Here is a 24,794-nt window from a genome sequence, read left to right on the forward strand (position 1 = left end):
GTCGTCGGAGGGCCTGTTCCGAGCGGCCCCGGATGTCACGACGACGACGGACAGAGGATGACATGAGCGAGAATCTTCCCGGCGGTGCCCTCACCCCCGCTGACGGCCTCACACTGAGCCGGATGGGCTACGGGGCGATGCAGTTGGCCGGCCCGGGTGTCTTCGGCCCGCCCCGCGACCGCGAGCAGGCGCTCGCCGTGCTCCGCGAGGCCGTCGAACTGGGCGTCCGGCACATCGACACCAGCGACTTCTACGGGCCCTTCGTGGTCAACGAGTTGATCCGCGAGGCGCTCCACCCGTACCCCAAGGGTTTGCACCTGGTCACCAAGGTCGGCGCGCGCCGCGGCGCCGACGGCTCCTGGATCATGTCGTTGGAGCCGAATGACCTCAAGGCCCAGGTCCGGGAAAACCTCGATCACCTCGGCTTGGACGTCCTCGACGTGGTCAACCTGCGGGTGGGTTCGGCGCACGGCCCCGAAGACGCACCCATCACTGAGCAGTTCGGCGCTCTGGCGGAGCTGCGCGAGCAGGGCCTCATCCGGCACCTCGGGCTCAGCACCGTCACCTCCGCCCAGCTCACCGAGGCCCAGGCCATCGCGCCGGTGGTCACGGTGCAGAACCTCTACAACGTCGCCAACCGGCAGGACGACGCCCTGGTCGACAGGTGCGCAGCCGAGAACATCGCCTTCGCGCCGTTCTTCCCGCTCGGCGGGTTCACGCCGTTGCAGTCCGACACGCTCGACAGCGTGGCCGCCCGGCTGGGCGCCTCGCCGCAGCAGGTCGCCCTCGCCTGGCTGCTCCAGCGTTCCCCCACCATCGTGCTGATCCCCGGCACCTCCAGCGTGGCGCACCTGCGGGAGAACATGGCGGCGGCCGACCTGAAACTGCCGGCCGACGCGATCGAGGAACTCGACACCATCGGCGGCTGACGCCGGGGACGCGGACCGCCGCACGGCGGTCCGCGTCACTTGCCCGCTTCGCTCAGGCCCGCCGCCCGGTCCAGATGACTGAGGAACCGCCGCACCGCCGGTGGTCGGCTCCGCCCAGCGACGGTCGCGGCGAAGATCCGCCGGACGGAGGCGTCGTCAGGGTGCAGGCGGAGCAGGGTCAGGTCGGATGGAGCGGCGCGTACGGCCAGGGCCGGCACCAGCGCGACGCCCAGACCGGCCGCGACACAGCCCAGCTTGCCGGTCCACTCGGCCGCGACGATGTCGATCCGCGGGCGAAAACCCGCCGGTAGGGTCGCTCGCAGCAGAGTTTCCTCGGCTGTCGCCGAGCCGGCGATGAACGACTCGTCGGCCAGGTCATGCAGGCGGATGGTCCGCCGGTGGGCGAGCCGATGCGTCCGGGGGACGGCCACCAGAAGCGTCTCGTCGACGAGGTGGTGCAGGTCGAACTGGTCGCCGTCGAGCGGCTGGTCCGACGCGGCGCTCACCACGGCGACGTCGGCGTCGCCGGCGACCAGGCGCTCCAGCAGCCCCGGAGTGAGCCCTTCGACAAGCGACAGGGCCACCTCGGGATGGTCGGACTTGAAGCTGGCCAGAGCACGTGGCACAAGCGCGGCGACCGCCGTGGGGAACGCGCCGACCCGCAACCGGCCGGCGGACAGGTCGCGCAGCGCCGCCAGATCCCGCCGGGCGGTGTCCAGCCGGTCGAGCACCGCCCCGGCGTGGCCGAGCAGGCAACGGCCCTGCTCGGTCAGGGCGACGCCGCGCGGCAACCGGTCCAGCAACGGCGACCCGGTCTCGGCTTCCAGCGCGGCGATCTGTCGGGACACCGCCGACTGGGTGTAGCGCAGGCTGCGGGCCGCAGCCGTGATGGAGCCGTGCTCGGCGACGGCGCGGAAGACCTGGAGCGCGTTCAGCTGCATCGTGACATGCTCCCGCAGCATGGCAACGATGCATAACAGGCGCTGGTGGCATGACTCCCCGCCCCCTAGCGTTGGTGATATGAACAAGATCGCCCTGTTGGGTACGGGCACGATGGGCACCGCGATCGGCCGTCGGCTGCTGGCCACCGGCCATCGGCTCACCGTCTGGAACCGCACGTCCGCCCGCGCGGCGCCGCTCGTCGACGCCGGGGCGCGAGCCGCCGGCAGCCCAGCCGAGACGGTCCGCGACGCCGACGTGGTGATCACCATGCTCACCGATGCGGTCGCCGTCCGGCACACGCTTGTCGACTCCGGTGCGGCACTGGCGCTACGGCCGGGCACCCCCGTGATCGAGATGTCCACCATCGGTCCCCGGGCCGTGGCCGAACTGGCCACCCTGCTGCCGCCGGGAGTACCGCTGGTTGACGCTCCTGTCGCCGGCAGTGCGGAAGCTGCTGAGACGGGCCGGCTCGTGGTGTTGGCCGGTGGGGAAGAGGCGGTCGTCGAGCGGATCGCCCCGCTGTTGGGGACGTTGGGCACCGTCCGTCGCTGCGGCGGCTCCGGCCGGGGCGCCGCGTTGAAGCTGGTGCTCAACACCGCGCTGATCACGGCGGTCACCGCGGTCGCGGACGCCCTCGCCGTCGCGGACGCCGTCGGCGTCGACAGGCGTACGGCCCTCGAGGCGCTCGCCACCGGGCCGCTCGGCGGCGCGGTCGCCCGGGCGACCGCCACGGACGCCGCGTTCGCCGCCGCCCTGGCCGCCAAGGACGCCCGGCTCGCCCTCGACGTGCTCGGCGACGCTCCGGCGCCCCTGCTGCGCGCCGCCGCATCGGCGTTGGCGGCCGCGCGCCATCCGGAGGGCGACATCGCCCGTCTCACCGACACCGCCGCAGCCGAGGAGAGTTAGTGAACCTGACCCTGGACAACCCCGCGACCGTCGCCGCGCCGTTCGGCGACCGGTTCGCGCACGTCGCCCGCCTCGACCTGCCGGGGGGCGCGCTGCTGATGCTCTCCGGTCAGGTCGGGGTGGACGACGCCGGCGCGGTGGTCGCACCCGGCGACGTGCGGATGCAGTCCGAACGGATCTTCGAGTTGATCGGCGCGCTGCTCGCGGCACACGGTGCCACCTTCGCCGACGTGCTGCACGTCCGGACGTTCATGACCGACCTCGGCGACCTGGCCGGCTACGCGGACGTCCGCAACCGCTACTTCGGGCAGACCAGGCCCGCCAGCACCACCGTCGAGGTGAGCCGGCTCTTTCTCGACGGCGCGGTGCTGGAGGTCGAGGTCACCGCGGCCGTGAACACGGGTTGACCGCCATCAGCTGATCTTCGTGGCGATCGGCGCAGTCGGGGCGCTGGCCTCAGTGCTGGTGCGGCCGGTTGCGGATGAGGGTGAGCGCCAGCACGGCGGTGACGAGGAAGACGACGCCGTTGATCCGCAACCCGGCCTGCACACCGGAGGTCAGGGCCTCGGCGATCGCCGCCCGGACCGGGTCGGGCAGCGGTTGGTCGCTGTTGGCGCCGGAGGCCACCGCCGCCCGCACTGCGGTACGGGTGGGTTCGCCGACCTGGTGCGCGGCGAGCCGGTCCGGCAGGTCGGCGACCATCGTGGTGGTGAGGAGCGTGCCGAGCACTGACGAGCCGAGTACCGAGCCCACCTGGCGGGCGGCGTTGACAGCGCCGGAGGCCATGCCGGCCTGGGCGGGCGCGACGCTGGCCAACGCCGCCGCCGTCGCCGGGGCCACCACCAGACCGCTGGCCGCGCCGAACAACGCGAACAGCGCCCAGCGGTCGCCGAACGACGTGATCGGCCCCTGGTTCGCCAGCGCGAAGCTGGCCACCGCACCGAGGACCAGGCCGAGGGTCAACGGCGCCTTGAATCCGGTACGACGGATCGCCCGCCCGGCACCGAAGGCGACAAGCACGTAGGCGCCGAAGAGCACCAGCATCCGCCAACCGGTGTCCAGCGGGCTGAGCGCCTGGGCGCGTTCGTGGAAGAGGACCAGCAGGATCGCCACGCCGGTGAAACCGAACAGCGACACCGCGCCGACCACCATGACGGCGCTGAACGACGCGGACCGGAACAGCCGTACGTCGAGCATCGGCGCGCCGGTCCGCAGTTCGACAAACACGAACGCGACAAGTGCGACGACAGCGACGACCCAGGCCACTGACACCACCGGACTGGTGTAGCCGACCTTGCCGCCCTGGATCAGCGCGTAGACGGCGGCCGCGATGGCGACGGTGCCCAGCAGCAGGCCGGGCACGTCGAGTCGGGCGGCACTCGGCTGGGACTCGGCCACCCCGACGATGGCGACGACGAGAGTGACCAGGCCCAACGCGATCGTCGACAGGTAGACGCTGTGCCACTGGTAGTTCCGCAGCAGGAAGCCGGCGATGAGTGGGCCGATCGCGAGCCCGATGCCGGACGCCGCCGACCAGGCAGTGATCACTTCGGTCCGTCGGTGCGGGTCGGTGAAGGTCGCGCCGAGGATCGCCAGGCTGTTCGGCAGGATCAGGGCCCCACCGAGGCCGGCGACCAACTGCCCGACGATCACCCACGCGACTGTCGGAGCGCCGGCCACGACGGCTGCTCCGACGATCATCGCCACGACCCCGGCACCGAACATGCGCTTACGCCCGTAGCGGCTGCCCAGGGTGGCCGCGGACAACACGACGCTCGCCACCATCAGGGTGTAGGCGCTGGGGATCCAGACCACCGTGGTCGGGTCGACCCGCAGGTCCCGCTGGATCGTGGTCAGCGCGGAGACCGTCGCGGTGATCTGCAGGAACGTGATCATCGCGCCCAGGCACATGGCGATCAGGGTCACCGGGCGGGAGCCACGCAAGGATGAGCGGGCGGTGCCGGCCGGTCCGGGTGCTGTCGCTCCGGACGGGGTCTTCCCAGGTGGGGTCGGGGTTGTGGCGCTGGTGGTCACTGAAGATCCTTCAGGCTGGTGGTCTGACTTGCGTCTGCTGAAGTCAGCGCACCCCAGTGAATCACCTGGCTAGCCCTCACGCAAGTCAGGTAGGCTGGATGACATGGAGGACCTACGAGACGACCGCGATTCCTGGACGAGCGAAAACTGCTCGGTTGCCCGGGCGATGGACATCGTGGGCAGCAGGTCGACGGTCCTGATCATGCGCGAGGCCCTGCTCGGCACGCGCCGCTTCGACGACTTCGTCCGCCGGGTCGGCGTCGGCGAGCCCGCCATGGCCGCCCGACTCAAGGAGATGGTCACCGCCGGGCTGCTCGAACGAATCCCCTACCGGGAGCCCGGGCAGCGCACCCGCCACGAGTACCAACTCACCCGCAAGGGCCGCGAACTCCTGCCCGTCATCACCGCACTGCGCAACTGGGGCGACACCTGGGCCGCCACCGACACCGGCCCGTCCATCGTCGCCACCCACCACGACTGTGGCGAGCCCATCCGCGCGGTGCTCCGCTGCACCGCCGGCCACGAGATCGCGGACGGCGACATCGACATCATCGCCGGCCCCGGCCTCGTCCGGCGCGACTGACGCTCTGGGCCACGACCTCGCCCCGAAGCCACACTGCCGGCACGCTTCCGGCCGGAGTTGGGTCCCGCCAAACTCCGCGCCGAGCGCCGTCAGTCCAATCGATCATGGTGACTGAAAGTGTCGTACACCTGTTCTAGTGTCGGGGCATGGTCGAGGAGTTGGCGCAGGCAGACGACGCGATCGCGGCCTGCGTCGACGCCCCCGCCTGGGCCCTGCCGGAACGTGAGCTGATCGCCGCGCTCGACGCCGCGTACCGCCTTCAGCAACGCCTCGCCGCCGTCACCCTCACCCTTATCCGCGAGGTCGACGGCCGCGGCACCGCCCGCACCCACGGCGCCTCCACCACCGCGGTCTGGTTACGCGAACGACTGCGACTGACCGTTCCCGCCGCCCGCCGCCTGATCGACCTCGCCACCGCCCTCGACACCGGCAACCCCGGCATCCGACAAGCGTTGGCTGATGGCGCCATCACCCTGGACCAGGCCCGGGTCATCGCCGACACCGTCGACACCGTGAACACGTCGGCCGACGCCGAGACCGCCGACAAAGCGGTCGGTGTGCTCGTCGGCTGGGCCACCCAGTTCGACCCCACCCACCTCCGCAAACTCGGCACCCGCATCCTCGACCACGTCGCCCCCGACATCGCCGACGCCGCCGCCCAAGCCGCCCTCGACGCCGAAGCACGCCGCGCCACCCACGACCGCCACCTCACCCTGTCCGAGCAGACCGACGGCCGACTCCGACTCACCGGCACCCTCGACGCCGAAACCGCCGGCCTGCTCCGCGCCGCCATCGACCCACTGACCACCCCGTCCGGACCGGACGACACCCGATCCCCCGGACAACGCCGCCACGACGCCCTCACCGACATCTGCCGACTCACCCTCCGGACTGGCGAACTGCCCGACAGCGGTGGCGACCCCGCGCAGATCGTCATCACCACCACCTACGACGAACTAACCCGGCAACTGAGCAGCGGCGCGCTCGACACCGGCCTCAGCCTCACACCCGAGGCCGTGCGTCGACTCGCCTGCGACGCGACCCTGCTGCCCGCCGTCCTCGGCAGCGCCAGCCAACCCCTCGACGTCGGCCGACAACGCCGCCTCATCACCGGCCCACTGCGCCGCGCCCTCGTACTCCGCGACCGCGGCTGCGCCTTCCCCGGCTGCGACCGCCCACCCCGCTGGTGCGACGCCCACCACATCCACCACTGGGCCGACGGAGGCACCACCAGCCTGGCCAACGCCGTTCTCCTCTGCGGCCACCACCACCGACACCTGCACCACAGCGACTGGGCCGTCCAACTCGGCAACGACGGCCACCCCGAATTCATCCCACCCGCCTGGCTCGACCCCGAACAACTCCCCCGCCGCAACCACTACCACCGACGAACGTAGGAACAGCCAGCCGAGAACGCTCACCCCTCAAGCCGGCCATCACCTCCGCACCTGGGTCACAGTGAGGGGACTTAATCTCGGTGCCGGGCCCTGGGCCGGCGCTGCGCTCGGCCTGCTCGACGGGGCGTCATGGGCTGCTGTGCATGCTCAACAGCGCGGATGGACGCATTGCCCGCGCGACGAAGCAGGCTGGTCTGCGCGCTTGACGACGCAGGCAACGCTCTGCCCGCTCTACGACGCGCGCGACGCTCTGCCCGCTGTACGACGTGCGCGACGCTCCAGGCGTCCGGCGACGCGTGAATCCAAGCGGCCGTAGGTCCCCGCCGAACTCGGACGTGACGGCACGCCTGGGCCAACCCCTCGGGAACGCGCCACTGCCTGGTTCAAGGTGTCGCCAGCCGCCAGGCGCGGACCAGTGCTGGTACGTCGGAGTACCGAGCGGCCGGCGCCTGCCTCGTTGCTCGTTCCACGACCCGGCGCTGGTTGCTGTTGCCCCGTCAAGCCTGCGGTGAACGCCGCCGCTCGCCCTCAGGACCCGGCCAGCCCGCTGGCGGATCCCGCGGTGCGCCGGGCCATCCCCCGCGTCCTCTGGCGAATCGAGCAGGTGGTGCAGGGTACGGCCGAGGGCGTGCACGGTGGTCCGTTCGTCGATGACCGAGCCGCGGGCGAACTCCTCCGGCGTCATCTAGCGACGTGAACCTGGCAGCCGATCCGCCGCAAGCACGAACGGGCCGGGCCGGTACTCGTCGAGGTCGATCGGCCACATCCGGGTGGCGGCGAAGTCGTACAGGAAGCAGCCGTCGTAGAGGTCCACCGCGACCAGGCCGACGGCGCTGACGGCGAGGTGGGCGTCGAGGATCGCGTCGAGCGCCACCTCGATCTGCGGGGCGGGCAGGCGCTGGAACCGGGTCAGCGCGCTGCGGTCCGCGCCGCGCACTGTGGCGTGGTTCAGGACGCTGCCGTCGTACCAGGGGTAGATGAGCGTCGGACCAGCCGCGCCAGGGATCGTCCGGATGGGACGGACGATGGCCGGGTGGCGGACGGCACGGGCATCCGACCAAATGGCATGGATCCCCCAGGTCGGCGCTCCCAAATGACGCGCAAAGTACCCGTTGTGTTACGAGCTTGTTTCCAAGATGACAGCCAGGTTACGGGTGCTTCTCGATGATCGGTACCGATCCTAGGTTTCGGCCACCGTCATCAGTCGTGACGGCCGGCACCGAACGTGGAGGCAACGACGTGCCACAACCGAACGCAGATCGGACCGGACGGGCCAGGTACGGGGTCAGCATGCTGGCCGCCGTGGCGCTGACCGCGGCCGGCCTGACCAGCCTGCCCGCCAGCGCGAGCGCCGCGCCGGCCAGCAGTGGACCGACCGCCCGCTACCTCGTCCAGCTCGCCGAGGAGCCGCTGGCCACCTACACCGGCGGGGTTCCCGGGATCGCGGCGACCAAGCCGGCCGACGGGGCCAAGCTGAACCGCACGTCGGGGAACGCCAACGCGTACCGGAATCACCTGCGCCAGCAGCGTAGGTCGGTGCTGGACCACGTCGGTGTGCCGGCCGAGCGCACCCGCGTCACCATGGAGACCGCGTTCAACGGCTTCGCCGCCGACCTGACCGGGCCGCAGGCCGCCCGGCTGCGCGCCACCAAGGGTGTCCGAGCGGTGTACGAGAGCCAGAAGGTGCACGCCGCCACCTCACACACCCCCGACTACCTGGGCCTGACCGGCAAGGGTGGGGTGTGGAAGAAGGAGTTCGGTGGTGACTCCCACGCCGGTGAGGGCGTGATCATCGGGGTCATCGACAGCGGCTACTGGCCGGAGAGCGCGAGCTTCGCACCGCTGCCCAGCCCTCGCCCCGACCAGGCCGTCATCGACGCCAAGTGGAAGGGCACCTGCGACGTCGGCGTCGAAGCACCGGTGACCTGCAACAACAAGGTGATCGGGGCGCGCTGGTACAACGACAGCGGCATCGCCGAGGCGTTCCCCGACGACTACTCCTCGCCGCGCGACCGCAACGGCCACGGCACCCACACGGCGAGCACCGCGGCCGGCATCCACGGTGTGCGGGCCACGTCGGGCACCCAGGACCTGGGCATGATCTCCGGCATGGCGCCAGCCGCGCGGTTGGCGATCTACAAGGCTTTGTACGACAACGGTGCCGGCGGAGCGACCGGCACCGACATCGACATCGTGCACGCGATCGACGACGCGGTCGCTGACGGCGTCGACGTCATCAACTACTCGATCGGTGACGACACCGAGCGGTTCGGGGCGGTCGACGCGACGTTCTTCAACGCGGCCGCCGCCGGGGTGTTCGTCGCCGCCGCCGCCGGCAACTCCGGCCCGTTCGCCAACACCGTCGACAACTCGACGCCCTGGCTGACCACTGTGGCCGCGAGCACGACCGACCGGCAGAACACTCGCAAGCTCACCCTCGGCAACGGCACCACCATCGCCGGTGTGGGCATGGGCGAGACCGGTGTCGGGCCGGCCCGACTGGTCTTCGCGAAGGACAGCGCGATCGACCCGGACGGTGCCTACGGTGCCGGCCTCTGCGCCGACGACACGTTGGATCCGGCCAAGGTCAAGGGCGCGATCGTGCTCTGCCTGCGCGGCGAGATCCCGCGTACCGACAAGAGCATCGAGGTGGCGCGGGCCGGCGGCGTCGGCATGGTGCTGTACAACGAGGAACTGAACTCCCTGAACGCCGACGTGCAGGCCGTGCCGACAGTGCACATCAACGAGGTCGACCTGGCCACCGTGACCGCGTACGTCGCCAAGGGCAACGCCACGGCGACCATCTCGCCGAGCACGCTGGAGACGGTCGAGGCGCCCGCGGTCGCCGCGTTCTCCTCGGCCGGACCATCGAACCTCAACGCCGGTGAGCTGCTCAAGCCGGACATCAGCGCGCCCGGCCAGGACATCGTCGCCGCGTTCTCCCCGTCCATCGGCGGCAACGACTTCGCCCTGGAGTCGGGCACCTCGATGGCGGCGCCGCACATCGCCGGCATCGCCGCCCTGCTGCTGGCCAAGCACCCCGGTTGGTCGCCGGCGGCGGTCCGCTCGGCGCTGATGACCAGCGCGGTCGACAAGACCGACAAGGGCAACCCCATCAAGATCGGCACGTACGACGCGACGCCGCTCAACTACGGCGCCGGCCAGGTCGAGCCGGGCAGCGCCTTCGACCCGGGCCTGGTCTACGACTCCAACCAGCAGGACTGGATCCAGTACCTGTGCGGGGTGTCCGCCGACCGCGGCAGTGACTACGGGCTCGGTGACCTGGACGGCTGTGACGCGACCGGCGCGATCGAGACGGCACAGCTCAACTACCCGTCCATCTCGCTGGGCCGGATGGTGGGCAAGCAGACGGTGACCCGTACGGTCACCAACGTCAGCGACAAGACCAGCACCTACTCCTCGTCGGTGCAGGCCCCGCCGGGCTACAAGGTCAAGGTCACCCCGAAGAAGTTGCAGATCCGCCCGGGTAAGAGCGCCCGCTTCACAGTTGAGGTCACCAACACCGGCGGCGCGTTCGACACCTGGGCCGACGGTTCGCTGACCTGGCGCGACCAGTTCAAGCACGCGGTACGCAGCCCGCTGGTCGTGCACAACTCCGGGTTGGTGGCCCCCGACGCCATCACCGGCAAGGGCACCTTCGGCAGCGTCCGGATCGCCGCCGAGGTCGGCTACCAGGGTCAGCTGATCTCCCAGCTCTCCGGCCTGACCTCGGGCACCAGCAACGTGGTCACACTGAAGGGCGACGGCCCGAGCTGGGACTGGAGCACGTCGAACAACCTGCCGGTGCCGCTGCCCGAGTCGATCAGCAGGACCACACTGCACGTGCCGGCCGGAACCCGCAGCCCACTCGTCCAGGTGACGTCCGAGCGGCCCACCTGCTCCCACATCGACTGGGACGACGAGGAGGGGGTGATGGAGTGCACCGAGTTCAGCCTCAACGTCTACGACAAGTTCGGGAAGTTCGTCACCGCCACGGCCAGCGGCCGGGACGGCGCCAAGGTGACGTTGCCGGACGGTGCCGGGGACTACATCGTGGTCGTCGAGCAGGAGTTCACCGAGAACATCGAGGACGGCGCGAATGCGTACACGGTGACCAGTTACCTGCCGGGTGCGCCGGGCACGTCCACCGGCCGGTTCACCATCGACCCCAAGCAGCGCAGCGTACAGCCGGGCGCGACGGCGAACCTGACAGTGCGCTGGTTCGGTCTCGCCCCGGGTCAGCGCTACCTCGGCGTGCTGGAGTTCCGCAACGGTGACGGGTCGCTGAAGACCGTGCCGGTCACCGTCCAGTCCTGACCGTGCCGACGAGCCGGTGGGCCGGTGTGTGACAGAGGTCACCGCCGGTCCGCCGGCTCACCGTCCCGTCGGACAGAGGTGATCTGCTCGGCCCACGGTGATCGACGGCGACCAGGACAGGACACGGGGCGGCGGGAGCCACACTCCCGTCCGCCCCGAACGTCTGCGCGGGCCCGTCGAGTTCGTCGGCCGGGCGGCGGAGTTGGCACAGTTACGCCGGCTCGTCGCAACCCCGCCCTGCCTGATCCTGCTGGAGGGTGAGCCCGGGATCGGCAAGAGTCGACTCGTCACCGAGTTGCTCGCCGAACTTCCCGGGCGGCACCTCATCGGCGAGTGTGACGACGTGCCCGAGCCCTTCCCGCTCGGCGTGCTGCTGGACGCGATCCGCTGTGGCGCCGACCAACTCGGTCCGCTCAGCCCGGTGGCCGGCGCCCTCGCGCCACTGCTGCCCGAACTGGCCGACGTACTGCCGGACGCGCCGCCCCCGTTGACCGACCCGGCGGCCGAGCGACATCGCCTGCTCCGCGCCGTCGCGGCGGTGCTCGCCGCGTTGAGCCCCGCCACGCTGCTGCTGGAGGACCTGCACTGGGCGGATCCGGCGACCTGCGAACTTCTCGGTTACCTGAGCACCCACCCGGTGGAGGGGCTGGCCGTGGTGCTGACCGCGCGTACGGCGGCGCCGGGGAGCAGTACGCCCATCCACGACGCCCTGGCGCGCACTCCCCCGTGGAGCGTCACACGCATCCCCCTCAGCCCGCTGGACGCCGACGACGTACGCCGGTTGGCGGCCCGCACCCTGCGCCTCGATGATCCGCCGCAGCAGCTGACCGCCACCCTGCTCGACCGCACCGCCGGCATCCCGTTCGTGGTCGAGGAGGTGCTGCGGACGCTCGCCGAGCGGGGCGGCGACCCGATGGCCGACGACAGTGTCCCGTTCGTCCTCCGTGACGTGCTGCTCTGGCGGCTGCGCCCGCTCGACGAGGCCACCCGGGAGGTTCTCGGGGCGGCGGCTGTCCTGGGGATGGCACCCGACCAGCGCATCCTCGCCTCGGTGCTCAGCCTGGACCGGGTGGCGATCGGCGCGGCGTTGACCGCCGCGCACCGGGCGGGCCTGCTGCACGACGCCGGTGACGGTCTGCGGTTCCGTCACGACCTGGCCCGACAGGTGGTGTACGACCTGGTACCCCGGGAGAGCCGCGAGTGGCTGCACCTGCGGGTGGCACGGGTGTTGGAGCAGGAGCTGCCGAGGCCGGTGGCCCAGCTCGCGCACCACTACCGTCGGGCCGGCAGCGGGGCCGACTTCGTCCGCAACGCCGAGGCGGCCGCCGACCTGGCCACCGAACGCGGCGACGACGCAACCGCCGCCAGCTTCCTGCTCCAGACGATGGACATCGCCGAGCTGCCCCGACCGGTACGGGTTCGGCTCGCCGCCAAGCTGGGCCGGTCGGCCATCGACGGGCTCAGCCAGGCCGAGGCGATCCCGGTCCTGGAACGGCTGCTCGCCGACCGACGGCTGCCGCCGGGCGCCCGAGGTGAGCTGGGTCTGGTGCTCGGGCGGATGCTGCGCCAGCAGGGCGAGGCGTTGCGCGGGTACACCGAGATCGAGCGTGCGGTGCCGTACCTGCGCGCGCCGCGTCGCAAGGCTCCGGCGCTCGCGGTGCTGGCGGCCCCCGACACCGTCGTCGGCCGGCACGTCGACGACCACCTGGCCCGGTGTGCGGAGGCGGAGAGCGCCGCGGCGGCCAGCGGGGATCCGGCGGCGCACCTCGCGGTCCGCATCGCCCGTGCCTCGCTGCTGCTGGAGCTGGGCGACCCGGCTGCCTGGGCGATCATCAACGAGCTACGCGCGTCCGAAGAATTGGCCGACCGGCCCCGCGAGCACGCGCGGGCCTGCCTGAACTGGGCGCAGGGCGCGCTGCACGCCGGCCACCCGGAACAGGCCGAAGCGTTGCTGGCGGCCGGTCGGGCGCTGGTCGACGAGACCGGGTACGAGCGGCTGACGTCCCTGGTGGAGGCGACCCAACTGTCACTGGACCGGACCGCCGGCCGGCTGGACGGGCTCGCCGAACGGCTCGGCCGGCTGGTCGCCAGCGCCGAGCGGATGCCGGTGACCCTGCTGGACGCGCGGGTCGAACTGGCGACCGTTCTGGCGCTCACGGCCACCGCCGAACGAGCTGGCAGGGAATACGACAGCCCCGTCAGCCGCACCGAGGGATGCGCCGGGCTTGGCGGCGGCAACAGAGGCCGCAAGGAGGTGGAGTCGGCCGAGCGGGCGCTGCGCGAGGTGGTCGCCGACGCCCGGCGGGTGGGCGCGATCTGGCCGCTGGTGCAGGCACTCTCGGCGCTGGCCCGACTGACGGTGGCCGGGCGACCGGACGAGGCGGTCCGACACGCGGCGGAGGCGCTGTCTGTGGTACGCGGAAAGGGCATCCTGGCGTGGGCCGCCGACGCGGTGCTGGTGCTGGCCGAGGCCGCAGCCGCGCAAGGTGAACCGGCGCGGGCCGCGGCGGCCGTCGCCGAACTGGAAGCCGGGATCGCCGGCCGTGACACGCCCCTCGCCCGGGCCGCCCTGCGCCAATGCCGCGACCTCGTCCCGGCCTGAACCAGGCTGGGTGGGTGGCGGGCCGCCGCCGCAATCTGGCCGGCGGCCCGCCACCCGCGGATCAGAGGACGATCTGGTGTACCCGGTCGTCCACGCCGCGTACCGCCAGCCAGGCGCTGCCGTTGGCGCCGGCGGCGGCCCCGGGCGCACCCCGGAACGCGTCGGTGGCGAACTCACCGCGTCGGAACCAGCCGCCCCACGCGCCGTCGGCCAGGTTGCGCTGCCAGAGGCGGTTGTCGGCGGCCAGCGCGAACAGGTAGACCCGGCCGGAGGTGGCGAGCAGGGTCGGGCTGCCGCTGGTGGTGCCGCCCAGGTTGGTCCAGGCCGACCAGGTGGTGCCGGTCCGGCTGCTCCACCACACCTCGTCGGTGCGGCTGCGGACCGCCACGTGCAGCACACCGGCGTCGTCGACGACAGCGCTCGGCCGACCGTAGAACGGCCGGTTCTCGGGTGCCCCGACGCTGGTCCAGCCGCCGTTCGGCGTACGCGACCAGAGCTTGCCGTCGGCGCCGCGGGCGACGAGGGTCCACTGCGTCGGGTTGGTCCAGGCCACGGTGGGCGCGTCGGTCAGCGTGCCGCCGAGGCTGCGCCACGGTCCCCATCTGCCGGAGACGTAACTGCGCTGCCAGGCGGCGTTGTCGGTGCCGCGGACGAAGACGTCGAGCCGCCCGTCGGCGGAGCCGTACGCCGCCGGCTGGCCGAGGATCCGGCCGCCGACCGGGCCGCCGAGGGAGGTCCACCGGCTTCCCCAGGTCGTACCGGAGCGGGTGTTGACGGCCAGCGCACCGGAAGCGTCGCGGACGAAGGCGGTGGCGTGGGTGTCGTCCACCCGGACCAGTGCCGGGCTGGCGCTGGCGGTGCCGCCGAGGTTGGCGCCGGCGACCTGGTCGGTGCCGGTCAGTCCGAGCATTGCCACCCCGTGCGCCGGCACTTCGACGGTGTACGAGCCGGTGAACGGCTGTACGCCGGGGGTGCCCGGCTGCGCGTCCACTGTGGTGCGGGACCACAGGTCACGGACCCGAACCGACCCGCCGAGGGCGACGTCGGCGAAGTTCACGGTGATCTGCTGGGCGGTGTCGTGCCGGTTGAGCAGTGCGATGGCCCGCTTGCCGGAGCCGGCGAGCACCTTGCTCCAGACCTGCGCGTCGGTGCCGGTGTCGGCGACCTTGACGCCCTGCCGGACCAACGGGTCCTGGTCCACCGCGATGATCTCCGGGTTGGTCAGCGCGGAGATCATCTCCTTCGGCAGGCCACGCGGGTCGGAGCCGATCACCAGCGGCGCGGCCATGATGGCCCACATGCCGAGCTGCGTCTTGGACTCCTCCAGGCTCAGCTCGTACCCGCCGTCGGGCAGCGGACGCATCGGCAGCAGGTAGTCCGGGTCGTTGTAGTGCCCCGGCCCGGTGGCCGCCGGGTGGTACGCGTTGACGTCCATGTTGCGCAGCACCCACGGGTACGCCCACTGCGGGGTCGGGTCGGTGAGCCCCACGTCGGTGTAGGTCCGCCAGGAGTCGGCGATGGTGGGCGCGTACGTGTAGCTCCAGGTGGAGAGCTGCTCTGGGGGGTACGGGCCGCCGCCCCAGTCCGAGCTGACCGGGTTGCAGATGTTGAGCAGCATCGGTCGGGGCGACTGGCGTACCGCCTCGGCCAACTCCCGGAAGGTAGCCTCCGGGTCGAGGCCGGCGGCCCGGCCGCAGAGCCAGTCTGCCTTCAGCGCGTCGAAGCCCCAGCCGGCGAACTGGGCGATGTCGGCCCGGTAGTGGCCGTTGCTGCCGAGCCCACACTGCCCCGGCAGGTAAGGGCCGGCGTCGGTGTAGATGCCGGCCTTCATCCCCTTGCTGTGGATGTACGCGGCCAGCGCCGCCATTCCGCCGGGGAAGCGGGCCGGGTCGGCGACGAGCTGACCGGCCTCGTTGCGCGGCGTGGGCGCGGCCCAGTTGCCGTCGATCCAGACGTAGGTGTAGCCGGCGTCGCGCAGGCCACTGTTGACCATGTGGTCGGTGACCGACCGTACTTCGGCCTCGGTGGGATCGCCACCGAGGCCGAAGTAGGTGTTCCAGCCCTGGTAGGGCGTCGGGGCGAGGCCGCTGTTGAAGAAGGTCGGCGCCCCCTGGTCCTCCGCGCCGGTGGCCGCCGGGGCGTGACCGGGGCGGCCGGGCCCGTGGCCGGCCTGCGGTGGGTTGGCATGGGGTGGGCCGGCCATCGCCGGCATCGGGCTGGCCAGGCCCAGGCCGAGCACGGCCAGGGCGGCGGTCAGCTGTCGGTTCAGGCGCATGGAGGTACTCCTGTCCCTCGGGGGTGGGGGTGGTGGTGCTCCGATCTCAGTCGCGGGTCAGCACGATGAGGTCGGCGTCGTGGGTCGCGCTCCACTGCACGGGCAGGCCGATGCTGGCGAGGTGGCTGCCGGAGTAGTGCTGGTCGCCGTGGGAGTAACGGGCCGCCGGGTCGAGGCCGCGCAGGGGCAACCGAACGGGGCGGGACGGGAGCAGCCCGGCGCCGTCGAGCCGGCCGGTGTGCCAGGCCAGGACGACTACCCGGTCCTCGTCCGGCGCGGTGTACTGCACCGCGCAGCGGGCCTGGTCGGGGCCACCGATCAGGTGCACCTCGCCGCGCGTGACGACGTCCCGGATCTCCTTGTAGCGGGCGATCCAGCCGGACGCTTCGGCCCGCTCGGCGGGGGTCCACGCCCGGATGTCAGCGCCGATGCCGAGCACACCAGCCATCGCCAGGACGAACCGGAACGCCAGCGTTCGGGGCCGGCTGTCGAACAGGCCAGGCGCGTCGGTGACCCAGGAGCTGAGCAGGTGCGGGGCGTTGGCGTGCAGGAAGCCGTACTGGATGGCCAGCCGGTCCAGTGGGCCGGTGTTGTCGCTGGGCCAGAAGACGTCGGCCCGGGCGGCCATCGCCAGGTCGGTCCGTGCGCCCCCGCCGGCGCACGCCTCGATCAGCACCCCGGGGTGGTCCCGGCGCAACCGCTCGTAGATGCGGTGCAGGTTGGCGACGTGCGCGCCGTCCAGGTCGAGTGGGCTCACCCCACCGGGTCGACCCGGCTCGGTACGCGGCCGGTTGAAGTCCCACTTCAGGTAGTCGATGTCGTACCGGCGCAGCAGACCGTCGACTGTGGAGTGGACGAACTCGGCGACCTCCGGCCGACCCACGTCGAGCAGGTACTGGTTACGGACCGGGGTGAGCGGCCGGCCGTCGACGGAGTAGACCCAGTCCGGGTGCTCGGCGTACAGGGAGGACTTCGGGTTGACGCACTCCGGCTCGACCCAGAGACCGAAGTTCAGCCCGAGGGCGCGGACGTCGGCGATGAACGTGTCGAACCCGGCCGGGAACTTCGCCGGGTCGGGTGTCCAGTCGCCCAGCCCGGCGGTGTCGTCGTCGCGGCCCACGAACCAGCCGTCGTCCACGACGAACGTCTCCACGCCCAGCTCGGCCGCGATCCGGGCGAGCGCGAGCTGACTCTGCGCCTCGACGGCGAAGTAGGTCGCCTCCCAGGAGTTGTAGAGCACCGGGCGGGGGGTGAGCCGCTCTCCGGCCAGCAACCGCTGGTGGGTGTGCCAGACCCGGGCCAGCCCGTCCAGGCCGTCCGGGCTGTACGCCCCGGTGGTGACCGGCAGGGACAGCCGTTCGCCGGCGGCCAACTCCAGCGGGCCGTCGACCAGCTGACGGCCGACCCGGACCCGGGTCAGGCCGCCGGTGTCCCGCTCGGCGCTGATCTCCCACGAGCCGGTCCAGGCCAGTGCCATCCCCCACGCGGGACCGGCCGGCTCGGCGGCGTCGCGCACGGCCAGCCAGGGCACGTGCAGATGCCCGGGTACGCCCTGGGAACTGCCGATGCTGAACGTGCCGTGACCCAGCTCGACGTGGGAGAGCTGGAACTCCTGCTCCCACTGCCCCCACTGGTGGCTGAGCAGCGCGCCGTGCGGCGTCGGTACGCAGAACCCGCCCGATCCGGCCCGGACCACCCGCAGCGCGTCGCTGCCGCCGTTGGTCAGCTCGACCCACCGCTGCACCACGTCGGTGCTGACGGGCACCCGGTAGTGCACTGTGGCGCGAAGCCCGGTGACCGGGTCGGCGAACTCGACGGCCAACTCCCGCTGGTCGGCGTCGACCCGTACGTCGGTGTGCACGAAGCCCACCCGGCGTTGCCCGTTCGAGGTCTCGATCACCAGGTCGGCGCCGGTGAACGGGCGGTCGGCGTCGGTGGCGTACTCGATGGGGGCAGCGTCCCCGGCGGTCAGGAACGGGACCGGGCCGTCGTAGGCGACCGGCGAGGGCCCGTCGGAGACGCCGTGCGGACCCCACGCGACCAGTTCCAGCCAGCGGCCGTGCGCCGGCACCGTCACCGTGTACTCGGTGTGCGTGCCCCGCAGCGTCCAGCGCCGCCCGGTCTCGGCGGTCACTTGACCGCTCCGAGTGCCAGTCCGGACACGAAGTGCCGTTGGAAGCGGAGGAACACCGCGACGGTGGGGACGGCCGCGATGACAGTGCCGGCGGCGATGACGTTCCAGGACGAGACGAACTGGCCCTGGAGGGCGAGCAGCGCCGGGGTGACCGGCATGTTGTCATCGGTACGCAGCACGGTGATCGCCCAGAGCAGGTCGTTGAAGATCCAGGTGAAGGAGAGCGCCCCGAGCGCGGCCAGCGCGGGTCGGGTCAGCGGCAGCATCACCTTCGTGAAGATCTGCGCCGTGCCGGCGCCGTCGATGGTGGCCGCCTCCTGGATCTCGCCCGGCAGGTCCCGCATGAAGCCGTGCAGGACGAACGTGTAAAAGCCGAGCCCGAAGCCGACCTGCACCGCGATCAGCGCCCAGAGCGTGTCGTACAGGCCGGTCAGCTCGCTGAACTTGGCCACCGGGATGAGCAGGATCTGCGGTGGGAGCAGGTTGCCGGCGAGCATCAGCAGCAGGATGGTCCGCCGCCCGGGGATCCGGAAGCGACTCAGCGCGAACGCCGCCATCGCGGCGAGCCCCAGGCTCAGCGCCACCGACGGGACGGTGACCAGCATGCTGTTGATCAGCGCGCGCAGTTCGCCGCCGTCGGTCCACGCCTGCCGGTACGTGTCCAGTGTGAACGACCGGGGCAGGCTGCCCACGCCGTGCGCGGCGATGTCGTCGAACGACCGGGTGGACATCACGACCACCCAGAGCACCGGGCCCAGCCAGAGCAGCGAGAGCAGGATCATGCCGGTGTGGAAGGCCCCGGTACGGAGCTTGTTCATGACGCTTCCTCCCGGAACGCGCGGACCAGGTAGCCGAGGATGACTGCCAGCGCGAGCACGAAGATCACGACAGCGATCGCCGAGGCGTAACCCAGCCGCAGGCTCTGGAACGCTGTCGAGTACATGTAGGTGCTGAGCAGCTCCGACGAGTGGTACGGCCCGCCCTTGGTCAGCGACCAGACGATGTCGAACGAGCGCAGCGAGTCGATCACGATGACCGACAGCACCACGGCGTTGACCCCCTTGAGCTGGGGAATCGTGACGTGCCGCAGTCGCTGCCAGGCGTTGGCGCCGTCCATCCGGGCCGCCTCGTGCAGCGCCGGGTCGATCGCTTTCAACCCGGCCAGGAACAGCACCATCACGTACCCGATCTGCCGCCACAGCGCGGGCAGGATCACCGCGTACAGGGCGGTCTGCGGGTCGGCGAGCCAGGGCCGGATCAGGCTCTCCAGGCCGACCGCCCGCAGCAGCGTGTCGGCGATGCCGTCGGGCTGGTAGAAGACCCGCCAGACCAGCGCGGTCACCACCAGCGAGAACACCACAGGGGTGAACAGCGCGGCCCGGTAGAAGCCGACCCAGCGCCGTTCCTTCTGCAGGACGAGCGCCATGCCGAAGCCACCCAGCACGGAGAGGCCGCCGAAGAGCACCAGCCAGATCACCGTGTTGACCAGCGCACCCCGGAAGGTGGCGTCGCCGGCCAGCTCGACGTAGTTGTCGGCGCCGACGAAGGTCGGCGGTGTCATCCCGTCCCAGCGGGTGAGGGAGAACCAGAAACCCTGGATCGCCGGCCAGAAGACCCAGACGCTCTCGACCGCGAACGGCACGAGGACGAACGCCACCAGCAGCGGCGACAGTCGAGCCGACCGTCGCCGCCGCCGGGTGGGGGTGACCGAAGTCGTGGAGATCGTTGCTGTCACGTCAGCCCTTGAAGACCTTCTCGGCGCCGGCCTGCCACTCCCGCAGGATCGCGTCGATCTGGTCCGGCTTGTCGATGAACTTGGTCAGCGCGGTGTCCGCGGTCGGCTGGAGCGCGTCGCTGGAGTCGCGGTTGAAGAACTGGGTCAGCTCCTTGGCCTCGTCCAGCATCGCCTTGCCCTTGACCACGAGCGGCGAGTCCGACGCCTTGGCCCTGGGGTTGGCCGGCAGGACGATGCCGGAGCTGGCCTTGACGTACGCCTCCTGGGCATCGACCCCGGCCAGGTAGCTGAGCAGGGCCTTGGTGCCGGTCGGGTTGGCGGTCTTCGCGCTGGCGAAGAAGCCGTCGGTCGGCGCCTCCTCGGCCAGCGGCACCGCCGGGTCGATGATCGGGAACCGGAAGAAGTCCAGGTCGCCGAGCGCGTCCTTGGGTGCCGCGTCGGCGAAGAAGGTGCCGATCAGGAACATGCCGGTCTTGCCGGCCAGCAGCGCGGTGGTCGCCTCCTGGAACGGATACGCCTTGCCCTTGGGGTCGAAGTAGGGCAGGGCCTCGCGCCAGCGGGTGAAGACCGCCTTGACCTTCGGGTCGTCGAAGCGCTGCTTGCCGGCGAGCAGCTCGCGGTGGAACGGCGCCCCGTTGATCCGGATGTTCAGGTAGTCGAACCAGGCCGAGGCCACCCACGGGGTGTCGCCGAGGCCAATGCCGATCGGCGGGACGCCCTTGCTCTTCAGCGTCTCGCAGAGCGCCAGGAACTCGGTCCAGGTCTTCGGCTCCTGCACGCCCCACTTGGCGAAGTTGGACTTGCGGTAGAAGAAGCCCCACCAGTAGTTGTTCATCGGCACGAAGATCTGCTTGCCGCTGGCGTCGGTGGAGAGGGTGCGCAGCGACTGGGGGTAGTCGTCCAGTGACTTCCACACCTCGGAGACGTCCAGCAGCAGGTTCTTGCTGGCGTAGTCGTTGGCCACCGAGCCCGCGTACCAGGTGTAGAGGTCCGGCGGGTTGGCCGAGGTCAGGTAGGTCGGCAGCTGGGTACGGAAGGTCTCCGAGGCGATCGTGTTGAGGCTCGCCGTGCCCTTGCCCTGCGCGTTGAAGGTCTCGATCAGCTTTTCCATCGCCGCCTTGGCCTGCGGCGAGGAGAGGTTGGACTGGATGGTGACCGCACCCGAGCCGTTGCTCGTCGTCGGCCCGCTGGCGGAGCTGGCACACGCGCTGAGGAACGAGCTGGCGCCGAGCGCGCCCAGGCCGGCGAGCCCAAGGTGGCCAAGGAATCGCCGGCGACCGGGGTCGAAGTCGCTCACGGAGGTATCCCTTCCTTTACGACACTCAGCGTCACCGCGCGATGTGTCGTCCATGTGAATGCTGTGACCAGAAGGTTGCATCGACCCTCGCCGGCTGTCAAGATATCTTCGTAATTAATGATTAGACGAGAGCAAGGCGAGGGTCAGGTGGATCAGCCTATGCGCCGGCTTGAAGGCAAGAACGCGCTGGTCACCGGTGCGATGGGTGGGATCGGCGCGGCCACCGCCCGGCGGCTCGCCGCCGAGGGAGCAGCGGTTGCGCTGTTCGACGTGGCCGACTCGGCCCCGCTGGCCGAGGAACTGACCGCCCGAGGCGACCGCGCACTGTCCGTAGTGGGCGATGTCAGCGACGAGGCCGACTGGACGACCGCCGTGAGCGCCGTACGGGACCATCTCGGCCCGATCGACATCCTGGTCAGCACCGCGTACGCCGTGCGGGTCGCCCCAGCCCACGAGACCAGCCGACAGTCCTGGGACCACCAACTCGGCGTCAGCCTCACCGGCTCGTTCCTCGGCGTCCGCGCCTGCCTGGACGACCTGCGGGCACGCTCGGGCGCGGTGGTGCTGATCTCCTCGGTGCACGCGCTGGTCGGGTTGCCCGGCCGGCCCGCGTACGCCGCAGCCAAGGGCGGCCTCATCGCGCTCGGCCGCCAACTCGCCGTGGAGTACGGCCCACAGGTCCGGGTCAACACGGTGCTGCCCGGGCCGATCCTCACCGCCGCCTGGGCCGAGGTGTCCGAAGAGGACCGCCAACGCAGCATCGCGGAGACGGTCGCGAAGCGCTTCGGCACACCGGACGAGGTGGCCGCCACTGTCGCCTTCCTCGCCTCGCCGGACGCCGCCTACGTCACCGGCGCGAGCCTCGTGGTGGACGGTGGCTGGACAGCGGTGAAAGCCTCGGCCTGAGAGATCGATACCGACCAGCGAAAAGGCCAGGAGCATTGGCACAGTACGCACGCCGCGGCGTCCACGGGCAGACCGTCGAAGCGATCGCCCGTCGCATCCTCACCGGCGAGATCCCCGCCGGCGCGACCCTGAACATCGTCGCGTTGCAGGAGGAGCTCGACGTCAGCCTCACGGCGCTCCGCGAGGCGCTGAAGGTCCTCTCGGCCAAGGGCATCGTCGACGCCCGGCAGAAGCGCGGCACCTTCGTCCGGCCCCGTGCGGACTGGAACCTGCTCGACGGTGACGTGATCCGCTGGCAGTTCGCCGAGGGCACCGACCAACGGCTCCTCGACCAACTGCACGAGGTGCGCGCCATCATCGAACCGGCCGCCGCACGGCTGGCCGCCACCCGGGCCACCGAGGACGACCTGACCGCCCTCGACCGGGCACTGGCCGAGATGGCCCAGGCCAACGGTGATCCCGCCGCCGCCATCGCCGCCGACCTCGCCTTCCACCGCGCGTTGCTCACCGCCACCCACAACGAGTTGCTGGAGCGGATGGAGGTGGTGATGGAGACCGGGCTCGCCGAACGGGACCGGCTGGTGCACGGCGGCAGCCCGCACGACGACCCGGTACCCAGCCACCGCGCGGTGGTCGACGCGCTGCGCGATCGGGACGAGACGGCGGCCGAGACCGCGATGCGTCAGTTGCTGGACAAGGCCGTCCGCGACGTCGAGAAGGCACGGGGACGAAGGGGCAGTCAGTGAAGATCGAGCGGATCGAGACCTTCCTGGTCGCGCCACGGTGGTTGTTCTGCCGGGTGGAGACCGACGACGGGCTGGTCGGGTGGGGTGAGCCGGTGGTCGAGGGCCGCGCCGAGGTGGTGCGCAGCGCGGTCGAGGTGCTCTCCGAACATCTGATCGGCGCGGACCCGCTGCGCATCGAGCAGCACTGGCAGGTGCTCACCAAGGGCGGCTTCTACCGGGGTGGCCCGATCCTCTCCAGCGCTGTCGCCGGCCTCGACCAGGCGCTCTGGGACATCGCCGGGCAGGCGTACGGCGCGCCGGTGCACGCGCTGCTCGGTGGGCCGGTGCGTGACCGGGTGCGGATCTACTCGTGGATCGGCGGGGACGAACCCGACGAGGTCGCCGACGCCGCCGCCGCGCAGATCGCCGCCGGCCTCACCGGGGTCAAGATGAACGCCTGCGGGCGGCTCTCGCCGATCCCCACCTCGGCCGAGGTGGACGCGGTCATCGGCCGGGTGGCCGCCGCCCGCGAGGTGCTCGGCCCCGACCGGGACATCGCTGTGGACTTCCACGGTCGCGCCGGCATGGCCGCCGTCCGCCGGATCCTGCCCGAGCTGGCCGCCCTGCGCCCGTTCTTCGTGGAGGAGCCGGTCCTGCCGGATCAGGCTCACCACCTGCGCGACATCGTCGCCAGCACGCCGATCCCGGTGGCCACCGGCGAACGGCTCTACGGGCGGTCCGAGTTCCTCGGCCCGTTGCAGGCCGGGGTCGCCGTAGTCCAGCCTGACCTGTCGCACGCCGGTGGGATCTCCGAGGTCCGCCGGATCGCCGCGCTGGCCGAGACGTACGGCGCGCTGCTCGCCCCGCACTGCCCGCTCGGCCCGATCTCCCTGGCGGCCAGCCTCCAGGTGGCCTTCGCGACGCCGAACTTCCTGATCCAGGAGCAGAGCATCGGCATCCACTACAACGCCGGCTCGGAGTTGCTGGACTACCTGGTCGACCCGGAGCCGTTCCGGTTCGTGGACGGGCACATCGCCCGCTTCGACCGGCCCGGATTGGGCATCACCGTCGACGAGGCGGCGGTCCGCAAGGCCGCCCAGAGCCCGCACGCCTGGCGCAACCCGGTCTGGCAGCACGCCGACGGGTCGTTCGCCGAGTGGTGACCGGCGCGCGGCCGGTGGCGCTGCGGGTCGCGTACGACGCGGCGCACGGCGGCCGGTGGACGAGTCTGCACGGCGGTGGCCGGGAGTGGCTGTGGCGTGGCCCGGAACCCGGCCGGCACGAGGTACGCCCCGACGATGCGTTCGTCGACGCCGGCGGGCTGGAGGAGTGCCTGCCCACAGTGCGCGGCGAGCCCGACCACGGCGAGGTGTGGTCGCGGCCGTGGCGCAGCGCCGGCCCCGGCACCGTGGTCATCGAGCGCCCGACGTTCACCCTCACCCGCCGGATCACCGACTCCGGCGGCGTGGTGGTGGCCGACTACCGGCTGGCCGCCGACCCCGGGTACCGATTCGTCTGGGCCGCGCACGCCCTGCTCGACCTCTCCCCCGGCGCCCGCCTCGACGCGCCCGCCGGCACCCCGACCCGGCTTCACCCGGAGGCCGCCGCGCTCCTGCCGCCGGGCAGCTGGCCCAGCGGCGACCCCTGGTTGACAGGGCCGTGGCCGGCCCCGGCCGGCCTGAAAGTGGCCGGGCTGACCCTGGACATGTTCGGGCCGGACGACGGGACGGCGCTCGGCGCGGTGCTGCTCGACTGCGCCCAGGCCCAGGTGGTCGACGGAGCCGACCGGCTGACCCTGGAGCTGGAGTGCGCGGGTCAGCCCCGCAGCACCGCGCTCTGGCGGAACCTGGGCGGCTGGCCGGCGAACGGCCCCTACCGCAGCGTCGGCATCGAACCGATGCTCGGCGCGGCCTTCGACCTCGCCGACGCCGGCCCCGACGACGCGGCGGTCGTCCCACCGACCGGCGAGGTCACCTGGCGACTCACCATCTCCGCACACCGCATCCCCTGAG

Annotated in this window: 19 protein-coding genes; 11 read left to right on the top strand and 8 right to left on the bottom strand. The window is 71.6% G+C overall.

All coding sequences use genetic code 11. The features are described 5' to 3' along the window. Nucleotides 1-62 precede the first annotated feature (62 nt). The gene (locus tag OH804_RS25145) at nucleotides 63-929 is read left to right on the top strand and encodes an oxidoreductase (RefSeq protein ID WP_406059908.1); all 867 of its coding nucleotides are present in this window, start codon (nucleotides 63-65) and stop codon (nucleotides 927-929) included. A gap of 35 nt (nucleotides 930-964) precedes the next feature. Here OH804_RS25145 and OH804_RS25150 read toward each other — a convergent pair whose 3' ends face one another. Beyond that, nucleotides 965-1,870, bottom strand: a complete 906-nt coding sequence (locus OH804_RS25150) for a LysR family transcriptional regulator (protein WP_406059910.1) — start codon at nucleotides 1,868-1,870, stop codon at nucleotides 965-967. Between the two features lie 28 nt (nucleotides 1,871-1,898). Between OH804_RS25150 and OH804_RS25155 the strand changes: the two genes are divergently transcribed. After that, complete coding sequence (locus OH804_RS25155; protein WP_231393401.1) at nucleotides 1,899-2,777, top strand: NAD(P)-dependent oxidoreductase; 879 nt, start codon at nucleotides 1,899-1,901, stop codon at nucleotides 2,775-2,777. Beyond that, entirely contained in the window at nucleotides 2,777-3,184 is a 408-nt protein-coding gene (locus OH804_RS25160) for a RidA family protein (protein ID WP_196920840.1), read from the top strand. The genes OH804_RS25155 and OH804_RS25160 overlap by 1 nt, the downstream gene beginning before the upstream one ends. Nucleotides 3,185-3,233: 49 nt before the next feature. Here the strand turns inward: OH804_RS25160 and OH804_RS25165 are convergent, their stop codons facing one another. Beyond that, on the bottom strand, nucleotides 3,234-4,703 hold the full coding sequence (locus OH804_RS25165) for an MFS transporter (protein ID WP_406059912.1): 1,470 nt from the start codon (nucleotides 4,701-4,703) through the stop codon (nucleotides 3,234-3,236). A 211-nt stretch (nucleotides 4,704-4,914) separates the two neighbouring features. Here OH804_RS25165 and OH804_RS25170 point away from each other — a divergent pair, with 211 nt between their 5' ends. Together OH804_RS25170 and OH804_RS25175 are read left to right on the top strand one after the other, a co-directional pair. Further along, nucleotides 4,915-5,394 carry a winged helix-turn-helix transcriptional regulator gene (locus tag OH804_RS25170; protein ID WP_406059914.1) on the top strand — a complete coding sequence of 160 codons (480 nt, stop codon included), beginning with the start codon at nucleotides 4,915-4,917 and terminating at the stop codon, nucleotides 5,392-5,394. Nucleotides 5,395-5,540: 146 nt separating this feature from the next. Next, the gene (locus OH804_RS25175) at nucleotides 5,541-6,791 is read left to right on the top strand and encodes a DUF222 domain-containing protein (RefSeq protein ID WP_406059916.1); all 1,251 of its coding nucleotides are present in this window, start codon (nucleotides 5,541-5,543) and stop codon (nucleotides 6,789-6,791) included. Nucleotides 6,792-7,476: 685 nt separating this feature from the next. On the opposite strand, the gene OH804_RS25180 is transcribed toward OH804_RS25175, so the two are convergent. Beyond that, on the bottom strand, nucleotides 7,477-7,884 hold the full coding sequence (locus OH804_RS25180; protein ID WP_406059918.1) for a hypothetical protein: 408 nt from the start codon (nucleotides 7,882-7,884) through the stop codon (nucleotides 7,477-7,479). A gap of 197 nt (nucleotides 7,885-8,081) precedes the next feature. Between OH804_RS25180 and OH804_RS25185 the strand changes: the two genes are divergently transcribed. Beyond that, complete coding sequence (locus tag OH804_RS25185; protein ID WP_406059920.1) at nucleotides 8,082-11,108, top strand: S8 family serine peptidase; 3,027 nt, start codon at nucleotides 8,082-8,084, stop codon at nucleotides 11,106-11,108. A 97-nt stretch (nucleotides 11,109-11,205) separates the two neighbouring features. Then, nucleotides 11,206-13,710 (top strand): ATP-binding protein, encoded by a 2,505-nt coding sequence (locus OH804_RS25190; RefSeq protein ID WP_406059922.1) that lies wholly within the window; start codon nucleotides 11,206-11,208, stop codon nucleotides 13,708-13,710. 61 nt (nucleotides 13,711-13,771) lie between these two features. Here the strand turns inward: OH804_RS25190 and OH804_RS25195 are convergent, their stop codons facing one another. The 5 genes from OH804_RS25195 to OH804_RS25215 are packed head-to-tail and all read right to left on the bottom strand — an operon-like array spanning nucleotide 13,772 to nucleotide 21,151. After that, on the bottom strand, nucleotides 13,772-15,985 hold the full coding sequence (locus OH804_RS25195; RefSeq protein ID WP_406059924.1) for a glycoside hydrolase family 27 protein: 2,214 nt from the start codon (nucleotides 15,983-15,985) through the stop codon (nucleotides 13,772-13,774). A 46-nt stretch (nucleotides 15,986-16,031) separates the two neighbouring features. Further along, on the bottom strand, nucleotides 16,032-18,119 hold the full coding sequence (locus OH804_RS25200; protein ID WP_406059926.1) for an alpha-galactosidase: 2,088 nt from the start codon (nucleotides 18,117-18,119) through the stop codon (nucleotides 16,032-16,034). Next, nucleotides 18,116-18,937, bottom strand: a complete 822-nt coding sequence (locus OH804_RS25205; RefSeq protein WP_196920834.1) for a carbohydrate ABC transporter permease — start codon at nucleotides 18,935-18,937, stop codon at nucleotides 18,116-18,118. Before OH804_RS25205 ends, OH804_RS25200 begins: the two co-directional genes overlap by 4 nt. Then, nucleotides 18,934-19,854, bottom strand: a complete 921-nt coding sequence (locus OH804_RS25210; RefSeq protein ID WP_406059928.1) for a carbohydrate ABC transporter permease — start codon at nucleotides 19,852-19,854, stop codon at nucleotides 18,934-18,936. The genes OH804_RS25205 and OH804_RS25210 overlap by 4 nt, the downstream gene beginning before the upstream one ends. A 1-nt stretch (nucleotide 19,855) precedes the next feature. Beyond that, nucleotides 19,856-21,151 (bottom strand): ABC transporter substrate-binding protein, encoded by a 1,296-nt coding sequence (locus OH804_RS25215; RefSeq protein ID WP_406059930.1) that lies wholly within the window; start codon nucleotides 21,149-21,151, stop codon nucleotides 19,856-19,858. A 159-nt stretch (nucleotides 21,152-21,310) separates the two neighbouring features. Between OH804_RS25215 and OH804_RS25220 the strand changes: the two genes are divergently transcribed. From OH804_RS25220 to OH804_RS25235, 4 genes are read left to right on the top strand one after another with little or no spacing between them, the layout of a single operon-like run. Beyond that, complete coding sequence (locus tag OH804_RS25220; protein ID WP_196920831.1) at nucleotides 21,311-22,057, top strand: SDR family NAD(P)-dependent oxidoreductase; 747 nt, start codon at nucleotides 21,311-21,313, stop codon at nucleotides 22,055-22,057. Between the two features lie 35 nt (nucleotides 22,058-22,092). Further along, complete coding sequence (locus tag OH804_RS25225) at nucleotides 22,093-22,803, top strand: FadR/GntR family transcriptional regulator (RefSeq protein ID WP_406059932.1); 711 nt, start codon at nucleotides 22,093-22,095, stop codon at nucleotides 22,801-22,803. Next, entirely contained in the window at nucleotides 22,800-23,945 is a 1,146-nt protein-coding gene (gene dgoD, locus OH804_RS25230) for a galactonate dehydratase (RefSeq protein WP_406059934.1), read from the top strand. The genes OH804_RS25225 and dgoD overlap by 4 nt, the downstream gene beginning before the upstream one ends. Next, complete coding sequence (locus OH804_RS25235; protein ID WP_406059936.1) at nucleotides 23,939-24,793, top strand: hypothetical protein; 855 nt, start codon at nucleotides 23,939-23,941, stop codon at nucleotides 24,791-24,793. The genes dgoD and OH804_RS25235 overlap by 7 nt, the downstream gene beginning before the upstream one ends. Nucleotide 24,794 lies beyond the last annotated feature (1 nt).

The sequence above is a fragment of the Micromonospora sp. NBC_00860 genome, assembly GCF_045207375.1.
GTDB classification, from domain to species: Bacteria; Actinomycetota; Actinomycetes; order Mycobacteriales; family Micromonosporaceae; genus Micromonospora; species Micromonospora vinacea.